General features: G+C 66.1%; 15 protein-coding genes. 6 read left to right on the forward strand and 9 right to left on the reverse strand.

Going from position 1 to position 18,615, the window contains the following annotated elements; translation table 11 throughout:
* Positions 1–23: 23 nt before the first annotated feature.
* The 3 genes from VCS63_RS19835 (at position 24) to VCS63_RS19845 (ending at position 5,274) form a co-directional block, all read left to right on the forward strand.
* On the forward strand, positions 24–1,307 hold the full coding sequence (locus VCS63_RS19835; protein WP_323880807.1) for a Zn-dependent hydrolase: 1,284 nt from the start codon (positions 24–26) through the stop codon (positions 1,305–1,307).
* Positions 1,304–2,815, forward strand: coding sequence for a M81 family metallopeptidase (locus tag VCS63_RS19840; protein ID WP_323880809.1), 1,512 nt, complete (start codon positions 1,304–1,306; stop codon positions 2,813–2,815). Before VCS63_RS19835 ends, VCS63_RS19840 begins: the two co-directional genes overlap by 4 nt.
* A gap of 254 nt (positions 2,816–3,069) precedes the next feature.
* Complete coding sequence (locus VCS63_RS19845; protein WP_175199395.1) at positions 3,070–5,274, forward strand: TonB-dependent receptor; 2,205 nt, start codon at positions 3,070–3,072, stop codon at positions 5,272–5,274.
* Between the two features lie 13 nt (positions 5,275–5,287).
* On the opposite strand, the gene VCS63_RS19850 is transcribed toward VCS63_RS19845, so the two are convergent.
* The 4 genes from VCS63_RS19850 to VCS63_RS19865 form a co-directional block, all read right to left on the reverse strand.
* Positions 5,288–5,887, reverse strand: a complete 600-nt coding sequence (locus VCS63_RS19850) for a lipoprotein (RefSeq protein ID WP_042794392.1) — start codon at positions 5,885–5,887, stop codon at positions 5,288–5,290.
* Positions 5,888–6,072: 185 nt separating this feature from the next.
* On the reverse strand, positions 6,073–8,664 hold the full coding sequence (gene acnB, locus VCS63_RS19855; RefSeq protein ID WP_042794391.1) for a bifunctional aconitate hydratase 2/2-methylisocitrate dehydratase: 2,592 nt from the start codon (positions 8,662–8,664) through the stop codon (positions 6,073–6,075).
* Between the two features lie 139 nt (positions 8,665–8,803).
* Entirely contained in the window at positions 8,804–9,700 is an 897-nt protein-coding gene (locus VCS63_RS19860) for an FxLYD domain-containing protein (RefSeq protein ID WP_076814621.1), read from the reverse strand.
* Positions 9,690–10,571 carry an FxLYD domain-containing protein gene (locus tag VCS63_RS19865; RefSeq protein WP_063959760.1) on the reverse strand — a complete coding sequence of 294 codons (882 nt, stop codon included), beginning with the start codon at positions 10,569–10,571 and terminating at the stop codon, positions 9,690–9,692. Before VCS63_RS19865 ends, VCS63_RS19860 begins: the two co-directional genes overlap by 11 nt.
* A 286-nt stretch (positions 10,572–10,857) precedes the next feature.
* Here VCS63_RS19865 and VCS63_RS19870 point away from each other — a divergent pair, with 286 nt between their 5' ends.
* A complete protein-coding gene (locus VCS63_RS19870) occupies positions 10,858–11,622 on the forward strand; it encodes a TSUP family transporter (protein ID WP_063641177.1) in 765 nt (254 codons plus the stop codon).
* A gap of 30 nt (positions 11,623–11,652) precedes the next feature.
* On the opposite strand, the gene VCS63_RS19875 is transcribed toward VCS63_RS19870, so the two are convergent.
* The 5 genes from VCS63_RS19875 to VCS63_RS19895 all read right to left on the reverse strand — a co-directional run bounded on the left by VCS63_RS19875 (position 11,653) and on the right by VCS63_RS19895 (position 16,531).
* On the reverse strand, positions 11,653–12,093 hold the full coding sequence (locus VCS63_RS19875; RefSeq protein WP_076814619.1) for a CBS domain-containing protein: 441 nt from the start codon (positions 12,091–12,093) through the stop codon (positions 11,653–11,655).
* 81 nt (positions 12,094–12,174) lie between these two features.
* The gene (locus VCS63_RS19880; RefSeq protein WP_042794387.1) at positions 12,175–13,080 is read right to left on the reverse strand and encodes a LysR family transcriptional regulator; all 906 of its coding nucleotides are present in this window, start codon (positions 13,078–13,080) and stop codon (positions 12,175–12,177) included.
* 78 nt (positions 13,081–13,158) lie between these two features.
* The gene (locus VCS63_RS19885; RefSeq protein ID WP_112965929.1) at positions 13,159–14,370 is read right to left on the reverse strand and encodes a CaiB/BaiF CoA transferase family protein; all 1,212 of its coding nucleotides are present in this window, start codon (positions 14,368–14,370) and stop codon (positions 13,159–13,161) included.
* Positions 14,367–15,371, reverse strand: coding sequence for an acyl-CoA dehydrogenase (locus VCS63_RS19890; RefSeq protein ID WP_323880812.1), 1,005 nt, complete (start codon positions 15,369–15,371; stop codon positions 14,367–14,369). The genes VCS63_RS19885 and VCS63_RS19890 overlap by 4 nt, the downstream gene beginning before the upstream one ends.
* 11 nt (positions 15,372–15,382) lie before the next feature.
* Positions 15,383–16,531 (reverse strand): acyl-CoA dehydrogenase family protein, encoded by a 1,149-nt coding sequence (locus VCS63_RS19895; protein WP_063959757.1) that lies wholly within the window; start codon positions 16,529–16,531, stop codon positions 15,383–15,385.
* Between the two features lie 251 nt (positions 16,532–16,782).
* Here VCS63_RS19895 and VCS63_RS19900 point away from each other — a divergent pair, with 251 nt between their 5' ends.
* Both VCS63_RS19900 and VCS63_RS19905 read left to right on the forward strand, forming a co-directional pair.
* The gene (locus tag VCS63_RS19900; protein ID WP_416379205.1) at positions 16,783–17,751 is read left to right on the forward strand and encodes a Bug family tripartite tricarboxylate transporter substrate binding protein; all 969 of its coding nucleotides are present in this window, start codon (positions 16,783–16,785) and stop codon (positions 17,749–17,751) included.
* Between the two features lie 33 nt (positions 17,752–17,784).
* Entirely contained in the window at positions 17,785–18,582 is a 798-nt protein-coding gene (locus tag VCS63_RS19905; RefSeq protein WP_323880813.1) for a crotonase/enoyl-CoA hydratase family protein, read from the forward strand.
* The last annotated feature ends 33 nt before the right edge of the window (positions 18,583–18,615 follow it).

Raw genomic sequence — 18,615 nt, forward strand, 5'->3', positions numbered from 1 at the left:
GCATGCATCGCAAGGAAACATCCATGGAAATGAACACTTTGGAGGCCGTTAGCGGCATCCGCATCGACGGCAGCCGTCTCTGGAATTCGTTGATGGAGCTGGCGCGCATCGGTGCCACCGACAAGGGCGGTGTGTGCCGCTTGGCGCTGAGCGACCTGGACCGGCAGGGCCGCGACCTGGTCTGCGCCTGGGCCCGCGAGCTCGGCTGCAGCGTGCGCGTGGACGCCATAGGCAACATCTTCATGCGCCGTCCGGGGCTACGGGATGACCTGCCCGCTGTGATGACCGGTAGCCATATCGATACCCAGCCTACCGGCGGCAAGTTCGACGGCAATTATGGTGTGCTTGCCGGCATTGAAGTCCTGCGCACCTTGCATGAGCGCGGCATCGCCACCGAAGCGCCGCTGGAGGTGGTGGTATGGACCAACGAGGAGGGCTCGCGCTTCGTTCCCGTGATGATGGGCTCAGGCGTGTACGCCGGCGCCTTCACGCTGGAGACGGCGCTGGCTGCCCGGGACCGCGACGGCGTCAGCGTAGGCGAGGCGCTGAATACCATCGGCTATGCCGGTCCGGAGCCCGCCCGTCCCGCTGGCGTCAGCGCCTACTTCGAGGCGCACATCGAGCAAGGCCCCATCCTGGAGGATCGGGGCATTACCATCGGCGCGGTGCAGGGCGCCCTGGGGCAGCGTTGGTACAACGTCACGATCACCGGCCAGGAGGCGCATGCCGGACCTACACCCATGGAACTGCGTCGCGACGCCTTGCTGACTGCGTCCAGGCTGGTGCTGGAGGTCAACCGGATCGCGTTGGAGCATGCGCCGCACGGCCGTGGCACGGTCGGCTGCATTGACAGCTTTCCGAACTCGCGCAATGTAATTCCGGGCCGCGTGGCGCTCACCGTGGACCTGCGCGCGGCCGACGACGCCACGCTGGACAGCATGGCCGCGGCCTTCGCGCGCGCCTGCGGCGAACTGGCCCAGCCGGGCCGCATCCAGATCGAAAGTCAGGAGGTGGTGTATTTTCCGCCGCAGCCTTTCGAACCCCGCCTGGTGCAGGCGATCCGCGACGGCGCGCGCACGCTGGGCCTGGAGTCTCTGGACGTAATCAGCGGCGCAGGCCATGACGCGGTCTACATGGCGCGGGTGGCGCCTACCTCCATGATCTTCGTGCCATGCAAGGATGGCATCAGCCACAATGAAATCGAGGACGCGCAACCCGAGCACCTGGAGGCCGGCTGCAACGTGCTGCTGCACGCCATGCTGCGCTGCTGCGGTCGCATCCAGTTTCCGCAAGGGAGCGCGCAATGAAAGTGCTGATTGCGAGGCTGAATCACGAGACCAACACCTTCTCGCCGGTGCCCACGCCGCTCTCCGCTTTCGGCAACGGCGGCCCGGCCTACGATGCCGCGGCCTATGAAGAGAACAAGGGCAAGCGCACCGCGATGTCGGCATTCATTGACCTGACGGAGGCGCGTGGCGCCGAGCTCGTTACGCCGGTCTCGGCGACTGCCTACCCGAGCGGCCGCGTCGACGGGCAAGCCTACGCCGAGTTATGCGACCGTATCGTGGCTGCGGCGCCAGGCTGCGATGTCATCCTGCTGGACCTGCATGGCGCCATGGCGGTGGAGACGACCGACGACGGCGAGGGCGATCTGCTGGAGCGGCTGCGGATCGCAGCACCCGGCGCGCCGATCGCGGTGGCGCTGGACCTGCACGGCAACGTCACGCAAAAGATGATGGACAACGCCGACGTCATCATCAGCTTCAAGACCTACCCGCACATCGATATGTACGAAACGGGCGAGCATGCCGGCAGGTTGCTGTATGCCGGCATCGACGGCATGTGCAAGCCTGTCATGGCGTGGCGCCGGCTGCCGTTGGTGTCGCATTCCCTGCGCAGCAACACGGCCGAAGGGGCCATGCGCGCCGCGGTCGAAGCGGCGCGTCGCGCCGAGGCCGAGGGCGCGTTGGGCGTGTCGGTGCTGGCGGGGTTCGGCCTGGCCGACATTCCCCATCCCTGCGTCAGCGTGGTGGCGGTCGCCGACGGAGACCGCGCCGAGGCGGAACGCGTGGCAGGCGAGATCGCCGCGCTGATCTGGGCGCAGCGCGACGGATTCTTCTACGACAGCGAACCGCTGGCCGCGTCGCTGGCGCGCGCCAAGGCCTTGGCCGAGGGCGCCAGCAAGCCCGTTCTGCTGCTGGACCACGGCGACAACTGCATGAGCGGCGGCACCTGCGACACGCTGGACGTGCTGATGGCGGCGTTGGACGCCGGCCTGGAAGGCATCCAGGCCGGCCTGTATTGCGATCCCGAGGCGGTCGCCGAATTGACCCGCGCCGGCATCGGCGCCACGGTGGAACTGCCGGTCGGCAACAAACGGGCAATCGACGAGATCGGCCGTGCCGCGCAACCCGTTACCTTGCGCGGCACCGTGCGCGCGTTGAGCAATGGCGAATACGTGATCACGGGTCCGACCTACACCGGACAGCTGGCCTGCATGGGCCGCAGCGCGGTACTGGATATCGGCGCCGCCCAACTCGTGCTGACCGAGCAGACCCACGAGCCCTGGGATCTGGGCGTATTCCAAAGCCTGGGGCTGGAGCCGGCCGGGGCGCGCTTCGTGTTGGTGAAATCGCGTATGTACTGTCGCCCCGTATTCGTCCCGATCTCCCAGGCTCTGGTCGAGTGCGACAGCCCCGGGGTGACCAGTTCCGATTGGTCGCTGTTCGAGTTCCGCCGGCGTGCGCGCCCGCTGTATCCCTTGGAACCCATGGCAACTGCCGATTACGATCCGCGCGCAGTGGCCGGCAACTGATCGCGCGGCGGGCAAGGGGGGGGCCGCAAGCGGCCGCTGTGTGGTGCCCAGGCAACAGACATTTTCAAACAAAAAGTAACATAAATGAGAATGATTCCGTTTGCCTTAAAATCGGTCGCTCAACTTTCCTAGCCCCCCTTGGTGCAGCCGGCCCGGCAGGGCTCCGCCTTCCGGCATTCCAGACGCATCCGTAGTCCTCTAGTGCGCGCGTGACCCCATCGGGATTTTGCATACCTGCCTCTGATCTTCCCGACATGAAAATCCGAACCCTTGCCTGCATGGCCGCGGCCGTGCCGTGCTATTTCCCCGTTGCCCATGCCCAGACGCCGTCCGATCAGGGCGGGTCTGTCGTTTCGATGGACGCCATCAAAGTCGAGGCCAGCGCTGACGCCTCGGCCGGCGGCCTGGCCGAACCCTTTGCCGGCGGGCAGGTCGCCCGCGGCGGACGCGTTGGCCTGCTGGGCACGCAGGACCTGATGGACACGCCGTTCAGCATCACCAGCTACACCAATGAACTGATCCAGGACCGGCAAGCCCGCAGCGTGGGGGACGTGCTGCAGAACGACCCGGGCGTGCGCGTGGCGCGCGGTTTCGGCAACTTCCAGGAGTCGTATTTCATGCGCGGCTTCATCCTGGGCTCGGACGACGTGGCCTACAACGGCCTCTACAGCCTGCTGCCGCGCCAGTACATTGCCACCGAACTGTTCGAGCGCGTGGAAGTGCTGCGCGGCGCGTCGACCTTCCTGACGGGCGCCGCGCCCGGCGGGGGCGGCATCGGCGGGGTGATCAACCTGGTGCCCAAGCGCGCGCCGAATGAACCGTTGACCCGGGTGACCACCGGCGTCTCCAGCGGCGGGCAATTCCAGTTGTCCACCGACATCGCCCGCCGCTTCGGTCCCGGCGACAGCACTGGCATCCGGCTCAACGCGGCGCAGCGCAGCGGCGATACGGCCATCGACGATGAACATTCCCGCACCAGCCTGGTCTCGTTGGGCCTGGACTGGCGCTCGGCCGACACCCGCTTGTCCGCGGACATCGGCTGGCAGGAAAACAAGCTCAAGCGCGCGCGTCCCAACGTGACGCTGGGCGCCGGCGTGACCTCGGTGCCGGACGCGCCGGACGCCAGCTCCAACTACGCGCAGCCCTGGTCCTATTCGAACGAGCGCGACGTCTTCGGCACCCTGCGCGCTGAGCACGACTTCAGCGACAAGCTGACCGCCTATGCCGCCTTCGGCATGCGCCGCAGCGATGAAGCGAATTCGCTGGGCAACGTCACGCTGACCAATGGCAGCACGGGCGACGGCACTTTCTACCGCTTCGACAATACCCGCGAGGATAGCGTCAACACGGGCGAGTTGGGCCTGCGCGGCAAGGTGCGCACCGGTCCCGTGGGCCACGAGTTCGTCGTGTCGGCGTCCTTCTTCGACCTGAAGAAGAAAAATGCCTATGTGATGGATTGGCAGAACACCTATCCCACCAACATCTACGATCCCATTTCCTATGACAAGCCGCCGTTCAGCGCCACCGCCCTGCGCGGCAACGATCTGGACGATCCGGCGTTGCAAGGCCGTACCCGCCTGAGCAGCTACGCCATCGGCGATACGCTGTCGTTCCTGGATGACAAGGTGCTGCTGACTGCCGGCATCCGCCATCAGCGGCTGTCGCAGCGTGATTACGCCTACAACACGGGCAAGGAAAACGGCGCCTACGACGCCAGCCACAATTCGCCTGCGGCAGGGCTCGTCATCAAGGTTGCGCCCAGCGTGTCCTTGTACGCGAACTACATCGAAGCCCTGGTTGCGGGCCCGACCGCGCCCGCCGTCGCCGGCGGCAAACCGGTGCCCAATGCCGGCCAGAGCCTGCCGCCCTTTGTCTCCAAACAGAAGGAAATCGGCGCCAAGTACGAGGGGGATGGACTCGGGGCCGGACTGGCCCTGTTCTCCACGGACAAGCCGCGAGCCATGTACAACGCCGCCAACGAGCTCACGACCTCCGGCAAGGACCGCCACCAGGGCGTGGAGCTGACGATGTACGGCGAACCCATCAATAGCGTGCGCCTGCTGGGCGGCCTGACCTGGCTGGACGCCAAGCAGCGTTCCACCGGCAATCCGTCCATCGACGGCAACCGCGTGATCGGCGTGCCGCGCTTCCAGGCCAACATGGGCGTGGAATGGGATATCCCCGGCGTGCCCGGCCTGGCCGTGGACGGCCGCGTGGTCTATACCGGATCTTCCTATGCGGATGACGCCAACACGCTCAAGGTGCCCGGTTGGACCCGTTTCGACGCAGGCCTGCGCTACATGATGGACGTGGACGGCCATGTCGTGACCTTGCGAGCCCGCGTGGACAACATCGCCAACCGCAACTATTGGTCCTCGGTGGGCGGGTATCCCGGCAACGGCTATCTGGTGCTGGGGGGGCCGCGTACCTTCCTGCTCAGCGCGAGCATGGACTTCTGAGTTCAGGCGGCGCTCACCAGAACCAGCCGCCGCGCGTAAGGTCGCTCTCGCAGCTCTTGTACTGCGAGGCGAACTTCTGGGCCCGTGCCTGCACTTTCTGAGACACAGTCTTGAGCCAGGCCTTGCGGTCGTAGCTGCGGTTGCGGTAGCCGGTCCAGCCTTCGTGGTAGTTCAGGTACTGCCCGTAGGCATCGGACTTGGACACGCCGTTGATGCGCTGGGTCTTGTTCATGTACCAGCCCATGAAATCCAGCGCATCGGCGAAGTCGTCGCGGCTGGAGCCCCAGCCGCCCGCGTCCTTTTTGTAGTCGTCCCAGGTTTCATCCTTGGCCTGGGCGTAGCCATAGGCGGAGCTGACGCGGCCCCAGGGGATGAAGCCCAGGAAGTAGTATCTAGGGGGCACCGCGTCCTGTTTGAAAGAGGACTCCTGGTACATCATGGCCATCGGCACCGGAACCGGCGCGCCCCATTTTTTCTGCACCTTCAGAGCGGCATCGTGCCAGTCGGGCTTTTCGCGAAAGATGGCGCAGATGTTCTCGGGGTTCGATGGCGGCGCGGTGGCGCAGCCGGCGAGCGCCAGCAATAGCAGCGGCGGCAGCAAAAGCCGGGTCATTGGCGGTCTTCCTCCGGAGATCGGGCGAGCGGTGAGGGCAGATGTCACAAGGTAGCGCGATTGTATGAAAACGTATCGCGCAAAAAGTTCCGTCCCTGAAATTTTTACGGCATGAAAGAAAAACGGCCCCGGATCGCTCCGGGGCCGTCTCGCGGGCTATGCAGCGTAGCTGCGTTGCCTGATGCTTAGACTTCGATGACGTCGGCCACGTCCTTGTAGTCCGCGATCTTGTCGAAGTTCAGGTACTGGTAGATCTGGTCGCCGCTCTTGTTGATGACGCCCATGTCGGCCATGTACTCGTCCTTGGTCGGGATGCGGCCCAGCTTCGAGCAGATGGCGGCCAGTTCGGCCGAACCCAGGTAAACGTTGGTGTTCTTGCCCAGGCGGTTCGGGAAGTTGCGGGTGCTGGTCGACATGACGGTCGCGCCTTCGCGCACTTGCGCCTGGTTGCCCATGCACAGCGAGCAGCCCGGCATTTCCGTGCGGGCGCCGGCGGTGCCGAACACGCCGTAGTGGCCTTCCTCGGTCAATTGCGTGGCGTCCATCTTGGTCGGCGGAGCGACCCACAGCTTGACCGGGATGTCGCGCTTGCCTTCCAGCAGCTTGGAAGCCGCGCGGAAGTGGCCGATGTTGGTCATGCAGCTGCCGATGAACACTTCATCGATCTTGGCGCCAGCGACTTCGGACAGCGTCTTCACGTCGTCCGGGTCGTTCGGGCAGGCGACGATGGGCTCGTGCACGTCGGCCAGATCGATCTCGATCACGGCGGCGTACTCGGCGTCGGCGTCCGGCTCCAGCAGCTTGGGATCGGCCAGCCAGGCTTCCATGGCCTTGATGCGGCGGCCCAGCGTGCGCTCGTCTTCGTAGCCGTTGGCGATCATCCACTTCAGCATCACGATGTTGCTGTTGATGTATTCGATGATCGGTTCCTTGTTCAGGCGCACCGAGCAGCCGGCGGCCGAACGTTCGGCGGAAGCGTCCGACAGTTCAAAGGCTTGTTCGACCTTCAGGTCCGGCAGGCCTTCGATTTCCAGGATGCGGCCGGAGAAGATGTTCTTCTTGCCTTGCTTGGCAACCGTCAGCAGGCCTTGCTTGATGGCGTACAGCGGGATCGCGTTGACCAGATCGCGCAGGGTCACGCCGGGTTGCAGCTTGCCCTTGAAGCGGACCAACACCGATTCCGGCATATCCAGCGGCATCACGCCGGTGGCGGCGGCAAAGGCGACCAGGCCGGAGCCGGCCGGGAACGAGATGCCGATGGGGAAGCGGGTGTGCGAGTCGCCGCCGGTGCCGACGGTGTCGGGCAGCAGCATGCGGTTCAGCCACGAGTGGATCACGCCGTCGCCCGGGCGCAGCGAAACGCCGCCGCGGGTGCTGATGAATTCCGGCAGGGTGTGGTGCGTCTTGACGTCCACGGGCTTGGGGTAGGCGGCGGTGTGGCAGAACGACTGCATCACCAGGTCAGCCGAGAAGCCCAGGCAGGCCAGGTCCTTCAGCTCGTCGCGGGTCATGGGGCCAGTGGTGTCCTGGCTGCCGACCGAGGTCATCTTCGGTTCGCAGTAGGTGCCCGGACGGATGCCCTTGCCTTCGGGCAGGCCGCAGGCGCGGCCGACCATCTTCTGGGCCAGCGTGTAACCCTTGCCGGTATCGGCCGGATCCTTGGGCAGGCGGAACAGCGTCGAAGGCGCCAGGCCCAGGGCTTCGCGTGCCTTGGCGGTCAGGCCGCGGCCGATGATCAGCGGAATGCGGCCGCCGGCGCGCACTTCGTCGAACAGGACGTCGGACTTGACTTCGAATTCAGCGATGACTTCGCCGTTCTTGATCGCCTTGCCTTCGTACGGACGCAATTCGACCACGTCGCCCATTTCCATCTTGGAAACGTCGAGTTCGATCGGCAGGGCGCCGGCGTCTTCCATGGTGTTGTAGAAGATCGGGGCAATCTTGTTGCCCAGGCACACGCCGCCGAATCGCTTGTTCGGCACGAACGGGATGTCTTCGCCGGTGAACCACAGCACCGAGTTGGTGGCGGACTTGCGCGACGAACCCGTGCCGACCACGTCACCCACGTAGGCGACCAGGTGGCCTTTTTCCTTCAGGGATTCGATGAACTTGACCGGACCGCGCTTGCCGTCTTCTTCCGGTTGGAACGCGGCGCCGTCGCGCTTGTTCTTCAGCATCGCCAGGGCGTGCATCGGGATGTCGGGACGGGTGGTGGCGTCGGGAGCCGGCGACAGGTCGTCGGTGTTGGTTTCGCCGGGGACCTTGAAGACCGTGATGGTCAGGCTTTGCGGCAGTTCCGGACGGCTGGTGAACCATTCGGCGTCGGCCCAGCTCTGCATCACGGACTTGGCGTTGGCGTTGCCGCGGTCGGCCTTTTCCTTCACGTCATGGAAGGCGTCGAACATCAACAGGGTTTTCTTCAGCGCATCGGCGGCGATGGTGCCGATTTCAGCGTCGTCCAGCAGGTCGACCAGCGGGCCAATGTTGTAGCCGCCCAGCATCGTGCCGAGCAGTTCAGTCGCCTTGGCGCGGCTGATCAGCGCACAAGCTTCCTTGCCCAGCGCCACGGCGGCCAGGTAGGACGCCTTGACTTTGGCGGCGTCGTCCACGCCAGCCGGCACGCGGTGGGTCAGCAGCTCGACCAGGTTCTGCTCTTCGCCTGCGGGCGGGTTCTTGAGCAGTTCAATCAGTTCAGCGGTTTGTTTGGCCGTAAGGGGCAGCGGGGGGATCCCCAGAGCCGCGCGTTCGGCAACGTGTTGGCGGTAATTATCCAGCATGTGAGGCCTGCTCAAAGTCGGGTTGGAAGAAGGGTTGTTGGCCGAATTGTAGAGGGAACAGGGGGACGCAAGCAAATGTCTTATATCTTATATAAGACTTGATGCCATAGCTGTTGCTTAAGGGCGACGGCGGGACCGCCTAGCGTGGTCCCGCGTCGTACACCACGCCCACCCGGGCGAAATTGCCGCCATGTTGCTTGACGTTCACCTGGAACGGCGCGCTTTCCTCCGGCTTGAGCTTGGGCAGCCGCAGCTCCTGGAAGGTCGCGCCGGTGAGCTTGTCCTGGGCGTCATACAGGCTGATCCACACCTTGACGTTTTCGACCTCGGACTGGCTGTCGTTGCGTACGCGCCCATGCACGGTCACATACTTGTAGCGGTAGCGGTAGGTGAAGTTCAGGGTGCCGGTGCCGACCTGGGCTTCCGTGTTCTCGACCGTGACCGCCAGCTTGGGGCGCGGACCGGGCAGGGCGGAGCGCTTGGCCGGCAGCCAGTCGGTCTTGACCTCGGTGTAACGGTCCACCCGGCCGGTCAGCTCCACCGGCACCCGTTCGCCGGGGTACAGGCGCGCGGGCAGGCTCCAGGTCTGGCGCAGATCCAGCCGGCGGGATCCGTCGAAGACGGAAATATCCGCCTTTGGCGACAAGGCGATGTACTGGTCGCTGGTATTGACCAGTTCCGCGTACATGACCGGACGTTCGATTTCGTCGAGCAGCCGGCGCGGGGCGGACAGCGCGAGCTTGCCGGGGTCGAACAGGGCGAAGGCGGGATCCAGCAGTTCCTCGGTGGTCAGGCGCACGTGGTCGATGACCCGCAGTTCGGCCGGGTCGACCCGCACGATGCGGCTGGGAGGCAGCTCTTCCTTGGGGGCGGCCTGCGCCGGCGCCTGAGGCGCGGGGGCCGCCGAACGCGCGCTCCACGGCAGGACGTTGGTGTACTTCCATAGGGCCAAGCCGCCAGCAGCGAGAATGAGCAGCGCCAGTCCGGCCGCAGCCGGGCGGGACAAGGGCTTGGAATCGGAGCGGCTAGTTTTCACTTTGCACCATGTAATCGTAGGACGCGACTCGGCCTTCGGCCAGCATTTCGCAGCGCACGTCGAAGGAGGTCAGCGCATTCGGCGCCAGCGGGCTGGCGGCGCCATAGCCGTTGCCGATGCCGATCAGCTTGCCGTCCTCGCCGTACAGCATCACCGTGACCTGGCTGCTGTTGGCCGCGTTGGCGCCGTTGTTCTTCAAGAGGCCGACCAGCCGGTAGGCGCCGTCGTTGCGCACCAATTGCACCTTGCTGGCGGCCACGTCGTTGTTCTTGCCCCGCGCCAGCGTCGGCTGGGAGACCTGCAGCGTATAGCGGCTGTAGGCCTGGCTCGGCGTGGAGATCGTAATGGGGGTGTATTCGCCCGGCTGGAGCGAGCGAGCCGGCGCCGATCCGGAATTGGACGGCAAGGAGAGTTCGCCCTGGAAGAACGAAGCCGTCACGCGCGGCACGTCGATTTTCTTGCCGGTCTCATTGCGCATGATCATGACCAGCTGCGTGCGGTCGCGCACGCGGATCTCCTGGATGTCCGTCAGCTTCACCAGCGAGGCATCGATGGGAGGGGGAGCCGGCGGCAGCCGGGTGGCGGCGGGTTTGGATCCCAGCAGGGAGGCGACCAGCGGGATTGCTATCACGGCTGCCACGGCCAGTGCGACCGCCGCGATGGCGCGCGGTCCGAGCTGGGGGGCGGGCGCCGGCTGCTGCATTCCCCGAAGGATCTTCTCCAGCCGCTGGGCGACGTTGTCTTCGACCAGCGTGACTGCGTGGCAATGACTGCAGCGGTATTCGTTGGTGTCCAGTTTGGTGAATTGAGCGCTGCCGCAGGTGGAGCAGGTCAGCGTCACCGTGTTGATCGTGGTCTGTTTGGGCGTCATTCTCGCGGCTGCGCGCCGGATCCTGGCGGCGCGCGGAAGGCCGCGGCGGGAGCAAGGCGCAAGGGATTTACAGGGCGGCAAGGATAGCGGGGCGCGGGCGCCGGCATGGTGCATGAGCGCATCTATTTGTGACGAAATGTGTGGCGGGGCGTCGCGATGCTATGATCGCCGGCGAAAAACCGATCCATAAGCAGATCCCGTACGCTGTTCCCGTCGATCCGCTCCCGCGCCGCGCAACGCGGCGCCCAGGGCAGAGCCGAGGCAGGTCAGGCTCTTTCCCTTTAGCATGAGCATTTCCCAATATTTGCTGTTTCTCGCTTGCGTGGCGCTGGCTACCTATGCGCAGACCATGACGGGCTTCGCCTTCGGGCTGGTGCTGCTGGGCTTGTCGGGCGTGTTCCAGCTGGCGTCGGTTTCCGAGGTTGCCAATGTGGTCAGCGTGCTGTCGCTGGTGAACGCGGCCGTGACATTGGCCCGGGCCAAGCCGCAGGTGAACTGGTCCCTGATGCGGCCCGCCATGGCCAGCAGCCTGGTCGGGGTCGGCGCGGGCGTTGCTGCACTGGCCTGGATCAGCGGATCCATGAGTGTGCTGTTGCAGCTGCTGCTCGGTTGCACCATCCTGGGCTGCGCAGTCCTGCTGGTGGCGCGCGCGCAACCGTTGGCGCGCGTGTCTTCGCGCGGTTCCTTCGTGTTTTTCGGAGCGGTGTCGGGCGTGTTGGGCGGACTGTTCTCCAGCGCCGGGCCGCCCATGGTCTATCACCTGTACCGCCAGCCCCTGCCGCTGGCCGCCATTCGCAACAGCCTGTTGATCCTGTTCTCGCTCAATGCGGTCGTGCGCCTGGCGCTGGTGACGGGGCAGGGGGCCTTCATGGCCTCGTCGTTCTGGTTGAGCCTGCTGGCGCTGCCGGTCGTGATCGGCGTCACCTGGGTGGCGCGCCGCTACAGCACTGCCGGCTCAATGAAGACGGTCAAGCGCATGGTGTTCGTGCTGCTGCTGGCCGCCGGCCTCGGTTTGATCGTGCCGGCATTCAAGGTGCTCGCGGGCTCCTAGCCGCGAGCCTTCCGTGCAGAGGATGCGGCGTCAGCCGCGTTCGCCGGTGATGTAGCGCTCGAGTTCGTGGATGATGAACTTCTGTTCGCTCATGACGTCCTTGACCAGGTCGCCGATGGAAAGCAGGCCGATCAGCTTGCCGTCCTCGATGACAGGCAGATGACGGAAGTGGCGTTCCGTCATCATTGCCATACAGTGTTCGCGGGTGTCCGAGCGGCCGACGTAATAGACGGAGTCGGTCATGATGTCGCGGACCTTCGTCGTGCGCGAAGAGCGGTCCTGCAGGACGATCTTACGGGCGTAGTCGCGCTCGGTCAGCATGCCCAGCACTTCGTCGCCTTGCACCACCACCACGGCGCCGATGCTGCGTTCCGCCATGATCCTGACGGCTTCGAATACCGACGCATCGGGTGAAACCGTCACGACGGATTGATTGGCTTTTTCCCTGAGAATCTCAGCAACTGTCTTCACGATGCGCTCCCGTATCGCTGGTGAGGATAAAACCCATGCACCATCCTAAGCCTGGCGGCCGTGTTGCCGCAAGCGCCGCGCTTATTTCGCGCCCTTGTCCCGGAAGGCCTGGCTGGCCATTTCGCGCAGGTTGCGCGTGGCGCTGCGCTCGGTTGCGGGGTTCCAGGCCAGCGAAATGCCGATCGATGCATCGGCGGGAAAATCGGTCAATGTCTTGTAGACGACGCTGGTGCCCGGATGGCGCCGGCCGCCAGCCGGCACCAGGGCCACGCCCAGGCCGCTTTCGACCAGGCTGAGGAGCGTCTGCACCTGCACTGCTTCCTGCGTGATGCGCGGCGTGAAGCCGCGAAGCTGGCAGGCATTGATGGCGGCCATGCGCAAGCCGGCGGCCTCGGTGGCGGTATACATGATGAAGGCTTCATCCGCCAGGTCCGCCAGGCGGATGCGGCCGCGCCGCGCCAGCGGATGCGACTTGGGCACCGCCAGCGCGAAGTTCTCGGTCGTCAAGGGCGCCAGGCGCACGTTCGATCCCATCGCCACCGGCACGCGGACGATCCCGACTTCCAGCGTGTCTTCTTCGAGCTCCTGCATGATGCGTATGGACGTGGCTTCGCGCAGCACCACGGTGACGCCGGGATAGCGTTGCCGGAATGCCGGCAGGATGCGCGGCAGCACGCCATGCGTGGCGGAGCCCACGAAGCCGATACGCACGGTGCCGCCTTCGCCGGCAGCGCCCGCCCGCGCCGCCTGCCGGAACTGCTCGGCGTGGAACAGGGCGCGGCGCGCTTCGTCCAGCGCCGCCAGGCCCGCCTCCGTGAGCTTGACGCCCTGGCGGCCGCGCTGGAACAGCGGCACGCCCACCATCTCTTCGAGCTTGCGTATCGAGACCGACAGGGGCGGCTGCGACATATGCAGCTTCTCTGCCGCGCGATGGAAATTCAGCGTCTCGGCCAGGACCAGGAACTGCTGAAGATGACGGAAATCCATGAGTGCGCTCCGGATGGCGGTTGGCATGGATGATATGGCTTCCGTATCGATTCCGGCATTGGTGCTATCCCTTCGCTATCAGGCAATGGCGCCCTGGCTGCGCAATGCCGCGCGCGCTTCTTCGTCCAGCGCGAGGGCGCGGGCCAGCACGGCATCCGTGTGTTCTCCCAAGCGCGGGGGGGCAGCGGGTTCGCGTGGCGGCGTGCCGCGCAGGTGCAGGGGCGAGCGCAGCAGGCGCACCGTGCCGTGTTTTGCGTCGGGCGTGTCGGCGATCATCCCGCGCGCCGCGAGCTCCGGCGCGTCCAGTGCCTGGTCCACGCTGCGCACCGCGCCGGCCGGGATGCCGGCGGCGCGCACGCGCGCAAGCCAGTGCGCCGTGTCTTCGGCGGCAAAAAGGGATTCGAGCTGCGGGATGAGGGTGGCGCGGTTCAGCACGCGCGCCCGGCTGGTGGCGTAATCGGGATGCGTGCTCCATTCCGGGCGGTTCAGCAAGGCGCACAGCCGGGAGAACTGCGCATCGTTGCCCACCGCCAACGCGAAGGAGCCGTCGCGCGTTGCGAAGATCTGGTAGGGAACTACCGTGGGATGAGCGTTGCCCAGGCGTTGGGGCTTGTGCCCGGCGGCCAGGTAGCCCGCGCCCACGTTGGCCAGCACGCTGATTGCGCCGTCCAGCAGCGCCAGGTCGATATGTTGCCCGCGGCCGCTGCGCGCGCGGGCCAGCAACGCGGCAAGAATCGCCTGCACGCCATTCATGCCGGTGATCAGGTCCGTAATGGCCACGCCCAGTTTCATCGGCGCGCCGTCGGGCTCGCCGGTAATGGACATCAAGCCGCTTTCCGCCTGGATCACGAAGTCGTAGCCCGGTTCGGCTGCGCGTGGACCGCTGCGTCCATAACCCGTGATGGAGCAATAGATCAGGCCGGGATTGATCGCCGCGAGATCCTCGTAGCCCAGGCCAAAGGCTTCCAGGGCGCCCAACCGGTAATTTTCGACCAGCACATCGGCCTGCCGCGCCAGGTCGCGCACGATGCGTTGACCCTCGGGATGCTTGAGGTTGATGGCGACCGACTCCTTGCTGCGGTTGGCGCAAAGGAAATAGGTGGATTCGCCGTCGATATCGGGTGGAGACCAGCTGCGGGTGTCATCGCCTTGGCCTGGGGCTTCGATCTTCCAGACCTCGGCGCCCAGGTCGGCCAGCGTCTGCGTGCACCAGGGGCCGGCCAGCACGCGGCTGAGGTCGAGCACGCGGATGCCGGCCAGCGGGAGATCGTCGCGCGGGTTCGCGTTCATGCGGATTCCTTTTCGCAAAGGGCCACGCGCAGGTACGTCAACGCGTCGCTGCCGTGGGCGAGGGCAGCGGCGCCTATGCGCTCATGCCAATACGATTCCGAGCCGCCGGCCAGCCGCCATTCGCGCAACCGGCGTGTGTAGAGCTGTAAATCGCATTCCTCCGTGACGCCGATGGCGCCATGCACGGCGTGCGCGATGTCGGCGACTTGCGGCACTGCCTGGCTGGCGCGGGCCTTGCCTAGCGCCGCCAGCAAGGGGCCGGGCAGCGCGTCGCTACCCTGGAACGCCAGCTGCGCCGCCATGCGCGCGGCGCAGGCCTGTTCGGCCATCACGCTGATCTGCTGCTGCACCGCCTGGAATCGGCCGATGGGCTTGCCGAACTGCGAACGCTGATTGGCGTAGTCCAGCGTCATGGCAAGTACGCGTTCCATGGCGCCGGCAATGAGGCCCGCGTAGGCGGCGGCCGCCAGCGGGGCCAACGACGGGCCGTGCTCGATGCGTTCAGCGTCGGACAATGCCCAGGACGCTTCGGCCGCGAGGCTGCCGTGCACGCCGCTGGGCCGGATGCACGCGGCTCGCGTGGGCAGCAGCCATGTCTGGCCGCCGGCCTCGGCCAGCACGTGATCCGCGGTACGGATCCAAGGCAGGTTCAGGCCGCCGATGCGCGCGCCCTGGACGGCCAGGCCATGGGCGGCGATGGCGATGGATCCCGCCGTCTGCGGCCGTCGCGCGAGGCAAAGCCAGGCGCGCGCCAGCATGGTGTCGGCGATGGGGTAGGGGCAGGCGTGGCGGCCCGCCGCCAGTACGACGGGTAGCGCTTCGGGCAGGCTCAGGCCGGCCCCGCCGTGCTCGGCCGGCACCAGCGCATCGCCAAAGCCAGCCTCTTCGCAGGCTTGCCAGGCTTCGACGGGTGCGTGCCCTTGTTCCGCGAGGCGGATCAGGTCGGGGGTGCAGGTCTGCGCGTAGAGGCGTTCGGCGGCGTCGCCAAGCAGGTTGTCCATGTCTGTCGTCCTTATCGCAAGCCAAGGCCGCGGGCGATGATCCCGCGCAGGATCTCGCGGGTGCCTCCGCGCAGGGAAAATGTGGGTGCGACCTGTTCCAGGTATGCCAACGTGCGCAACAGGGGCAGCGGGGGCGGCTGGTCCGGCCTGCGCCCCAGCGCGTCGCCGATCAAGCGCGGTATGGCCTGCTCGAGTTCGGTGCCCAGGTCCTTCACGAGGGCGGCCTCGGTCGCGGGGCTGCGGCCAGCGGCCAGCTTGCCCGCGACCGACAGGGACATGGCGCGTAATACCGCCATTTGCGTAAGCAGGCTCCCCAGCGTTTCGCGGTTGCTGGCGTTGTCGTCCAGCCCTCGGCAATGTGCCAGCCAGCATTCCAGGAGAGCCATGCTGGAGTACAGGCGTTCCGGCCCGCTGCGCTCGAACGCCAGTTCGGCATTGACCTGTGCCCAGCCGGCGCCTTCCTCGCCGATCAGCGCATCCTCGGCCAGCTCCACGTTGTCGAAGAACACCTCGGAGAAATGCGCGTCGCCCGCCAGGTCTTCGATGGGGCGCACCGTGACGCCGGGCAGCGACAGGTCGATGATGAGCTGCGAGAGCCCTTGGTGCCGGTCCTGCGCGCTGCCGGAGGTGCGGACCAGCGCGATCATGTAATGCGAGCGATGCGCGTTGGTTGTCCAGATCTTGCTGCCATTCAGGAGCCAACCGCTGGCGCTGCGTTGCGCGCGCGTCCGGATGCTGGCCAGGTCCGATCCCGACCCGGGTTCGCTCATGCCGATGCAGAAAAAAGCCTGCGCGCGGCAGATGCGCGGCAGGTAGCAAGCCTGCTGCGCGGGAGTGCCGTACTTCAGGATCAGCGGCGCGCTTTGCCTGTCGGCGATCCAGTGCGCGGAAACAGGCGCGCCCGCGCCCAGCAATTCTTCCGACAAGACGAAACGCGCGAAGTGGCCGCGCGCCGAGCCGCCATATTCGCGCGGCAGGGTCAGCCCCAGCCAGCCGCGTTCGGCCAGTTGGCGGCTGAAGCCTGCGTCAAAGCCCATCCACGAGCGGGCTCGCTCGTCGGGTTCCAGACCGTCCAGGGTCTCTGCCAGGAAGCTGCGGACCTCGACGCGCAAGGCTTCGTCTTCTGGCGGGATGGCGGTAAGTTCCAGCGTGTCGATCATGAGGCGCTCCGGTGCGGATGCGGCGCCATGCGCAGGCGCCGAAGCTCACTATCCCGGAGCACCCTGAAAGCCGTCCAATATTATTTTTTTGATTTTTGATATGGTTTCTGTATCGAATGACAGGGCTGCATCGATACCCTCCGGGTATCAAAACCTCAAAAATTAATATTAGACGCCACCAGCCCGCATGCCTACGCTGCCTGTAGCGCCGAACCCGACTCGACCGGCGACGACAACAACAGGAGACAGACATGAACAAGCTGATGCGCATGTTGGCACTGGCCTGCGCCGCCTGGCTGGCGCTACCCGCGGGCGCCGCCCGGGCAGCCTACCCCGACAAGCCGATCCGGCTGATCGTATCGTTCCCGCCTGGTAGCGGCACCGACAGCAATGCGCGCTACGTAGCCAAAAAAATGGAGGAGCGGCTGGGCGTGGCGGTGACCGTGGAGAACCGGCCGGGCGGCAACAGCTTCATCGCCGCGCAAGCCGTGGCCGCTGCGGATCCCGATGGCTACACGCTGCTGCTGGCCAGCAATTCACCGGTGGCGACCAACGCCGCCATGTTCAAGCATCTGCCCTACGACCCGGTCAAGGACTTCGCGCCGGTGGCGCGGCTGGGCTTTGGCGCCATGGCGCTGGCGGTGAAGGCCGACGCCCCATACAAGACCGTCGCGGACCTGGTGAACGCGGCGCGCCAGCGTCCGGGCGAATTGAACTTCGGCAGCGGCAGCGCTTCCTACCAGATCGCCACCGAATTGTTCCTGTCCATGGGCGGCATCAAGGCCAACCATGTGCCCTACCGGGGCGCGGCGCCCGCGCTGACCGATCTGGCTGGTGGACAGGTCGACTTCGTGTTCGCGGACTACGGGGCCGTGATTCCCTTCGTGCAAAGCGGCCGCATGCGCTTGCTGGCGGTCACCGGCGATACGCGCTTGAAGAGCGCGCCCGATACGCCGACACTGCAGGAGGCCGGCTTTCCCGGCTACTACATGGTGAATTGGACGGCAGCGTTTGCCCCCGCGCGCACGCCTGCGGCCATCATCGATACGCTGTCCGATACGTTGGTGTCCATCTATCGCACGCCGGATGCCGCCGAGTTCCTGGCGCGTACCAATTGGGAAGTGTTCCCGGTGGGGCCGAAGGAGCTGGGCGCCTTCCAACGTGAAGAAATCCGCAAGTGGGATGAGGCGGCCCAGCGCGCCGGCATCCCGAAGCAATAGCACGGTCGTCCATCAGAAAAAGGAGAGGGATCCATGACGGATCTGGTGCAATACCAACAGAACGCAGACGGGGTGGTCACCCTGACCTTGAATGACCAGAAAACCCGTAACGCCCTGACCGGCAGCACGATGGTCGACGAGCTGCTGTCCGCGTTCGCCCGCATCGAGCGCGATCCGGACGCGCGGGTGCTCGTGATCACGGCGGCCGGGCCGGTGTTTTCCTCGGGCGGCAACGTAAACGACATGCAGCGGCAGATCGGTCCCGAGGTCGGCAGCGCCGCGCTGCGCCAGGAGTACCGCCACGGTATCCAGCGCCTGCCCCTGGCCATGCACGCGCTGGAGGTCCCGACCATCGCGGCGGTCAACGGCCCCGCGATTGGCGCGGGCTGCGACCTGGCCTGCATGTGCGACGTGCGCATCGCCGCGGAGGAAGCCACTTTCGCCGAGAGCTTCGTCAAGCTGGGCATCGTGCCCGGCGACGGCGGCGCCTGGTTTCTGCCGCGATTGATAGGCATGGCGCGCGCGGCCGAAATGTCCTTCACGGGCGATGCGATCGACGCCCGCACGGCGGCGGAATGGGGCCTGGTATCGCGGGTGGTGCCGGCGGCCGAGCTGCTGCCGACGGCGCAGGCGCTGGCGGCCCGCATGGCGAAGAACTCGCCCGACGCGGTGCGCCTGACCAAGCGCCTCTTGCGCGAGAGCCAGCACCTGCGGCTGGACTCGCTGCTGGAGCTGTCGGCGGCCTACCAGGCGCTTGCGCACAAGACGCCGGCGCACGCCCGGGCGGTGGAGGATTTCGTTGCGCGCCGCGCGGCGCGAAAGCCCGGATGATGGGGCGGCGGTATGATGGAAAGCATTACAAGG

Source organism: Achromobacter sp. D10 (genome assembly GCF_035282245.1).
GTDB classification, from domain to species: Bacteria; Pseudomonadota; Gammaproteobacteria; order Burkholderiales; family Burkholderiaceae_B; genus Achromobacter; species Achromobacter insolitus.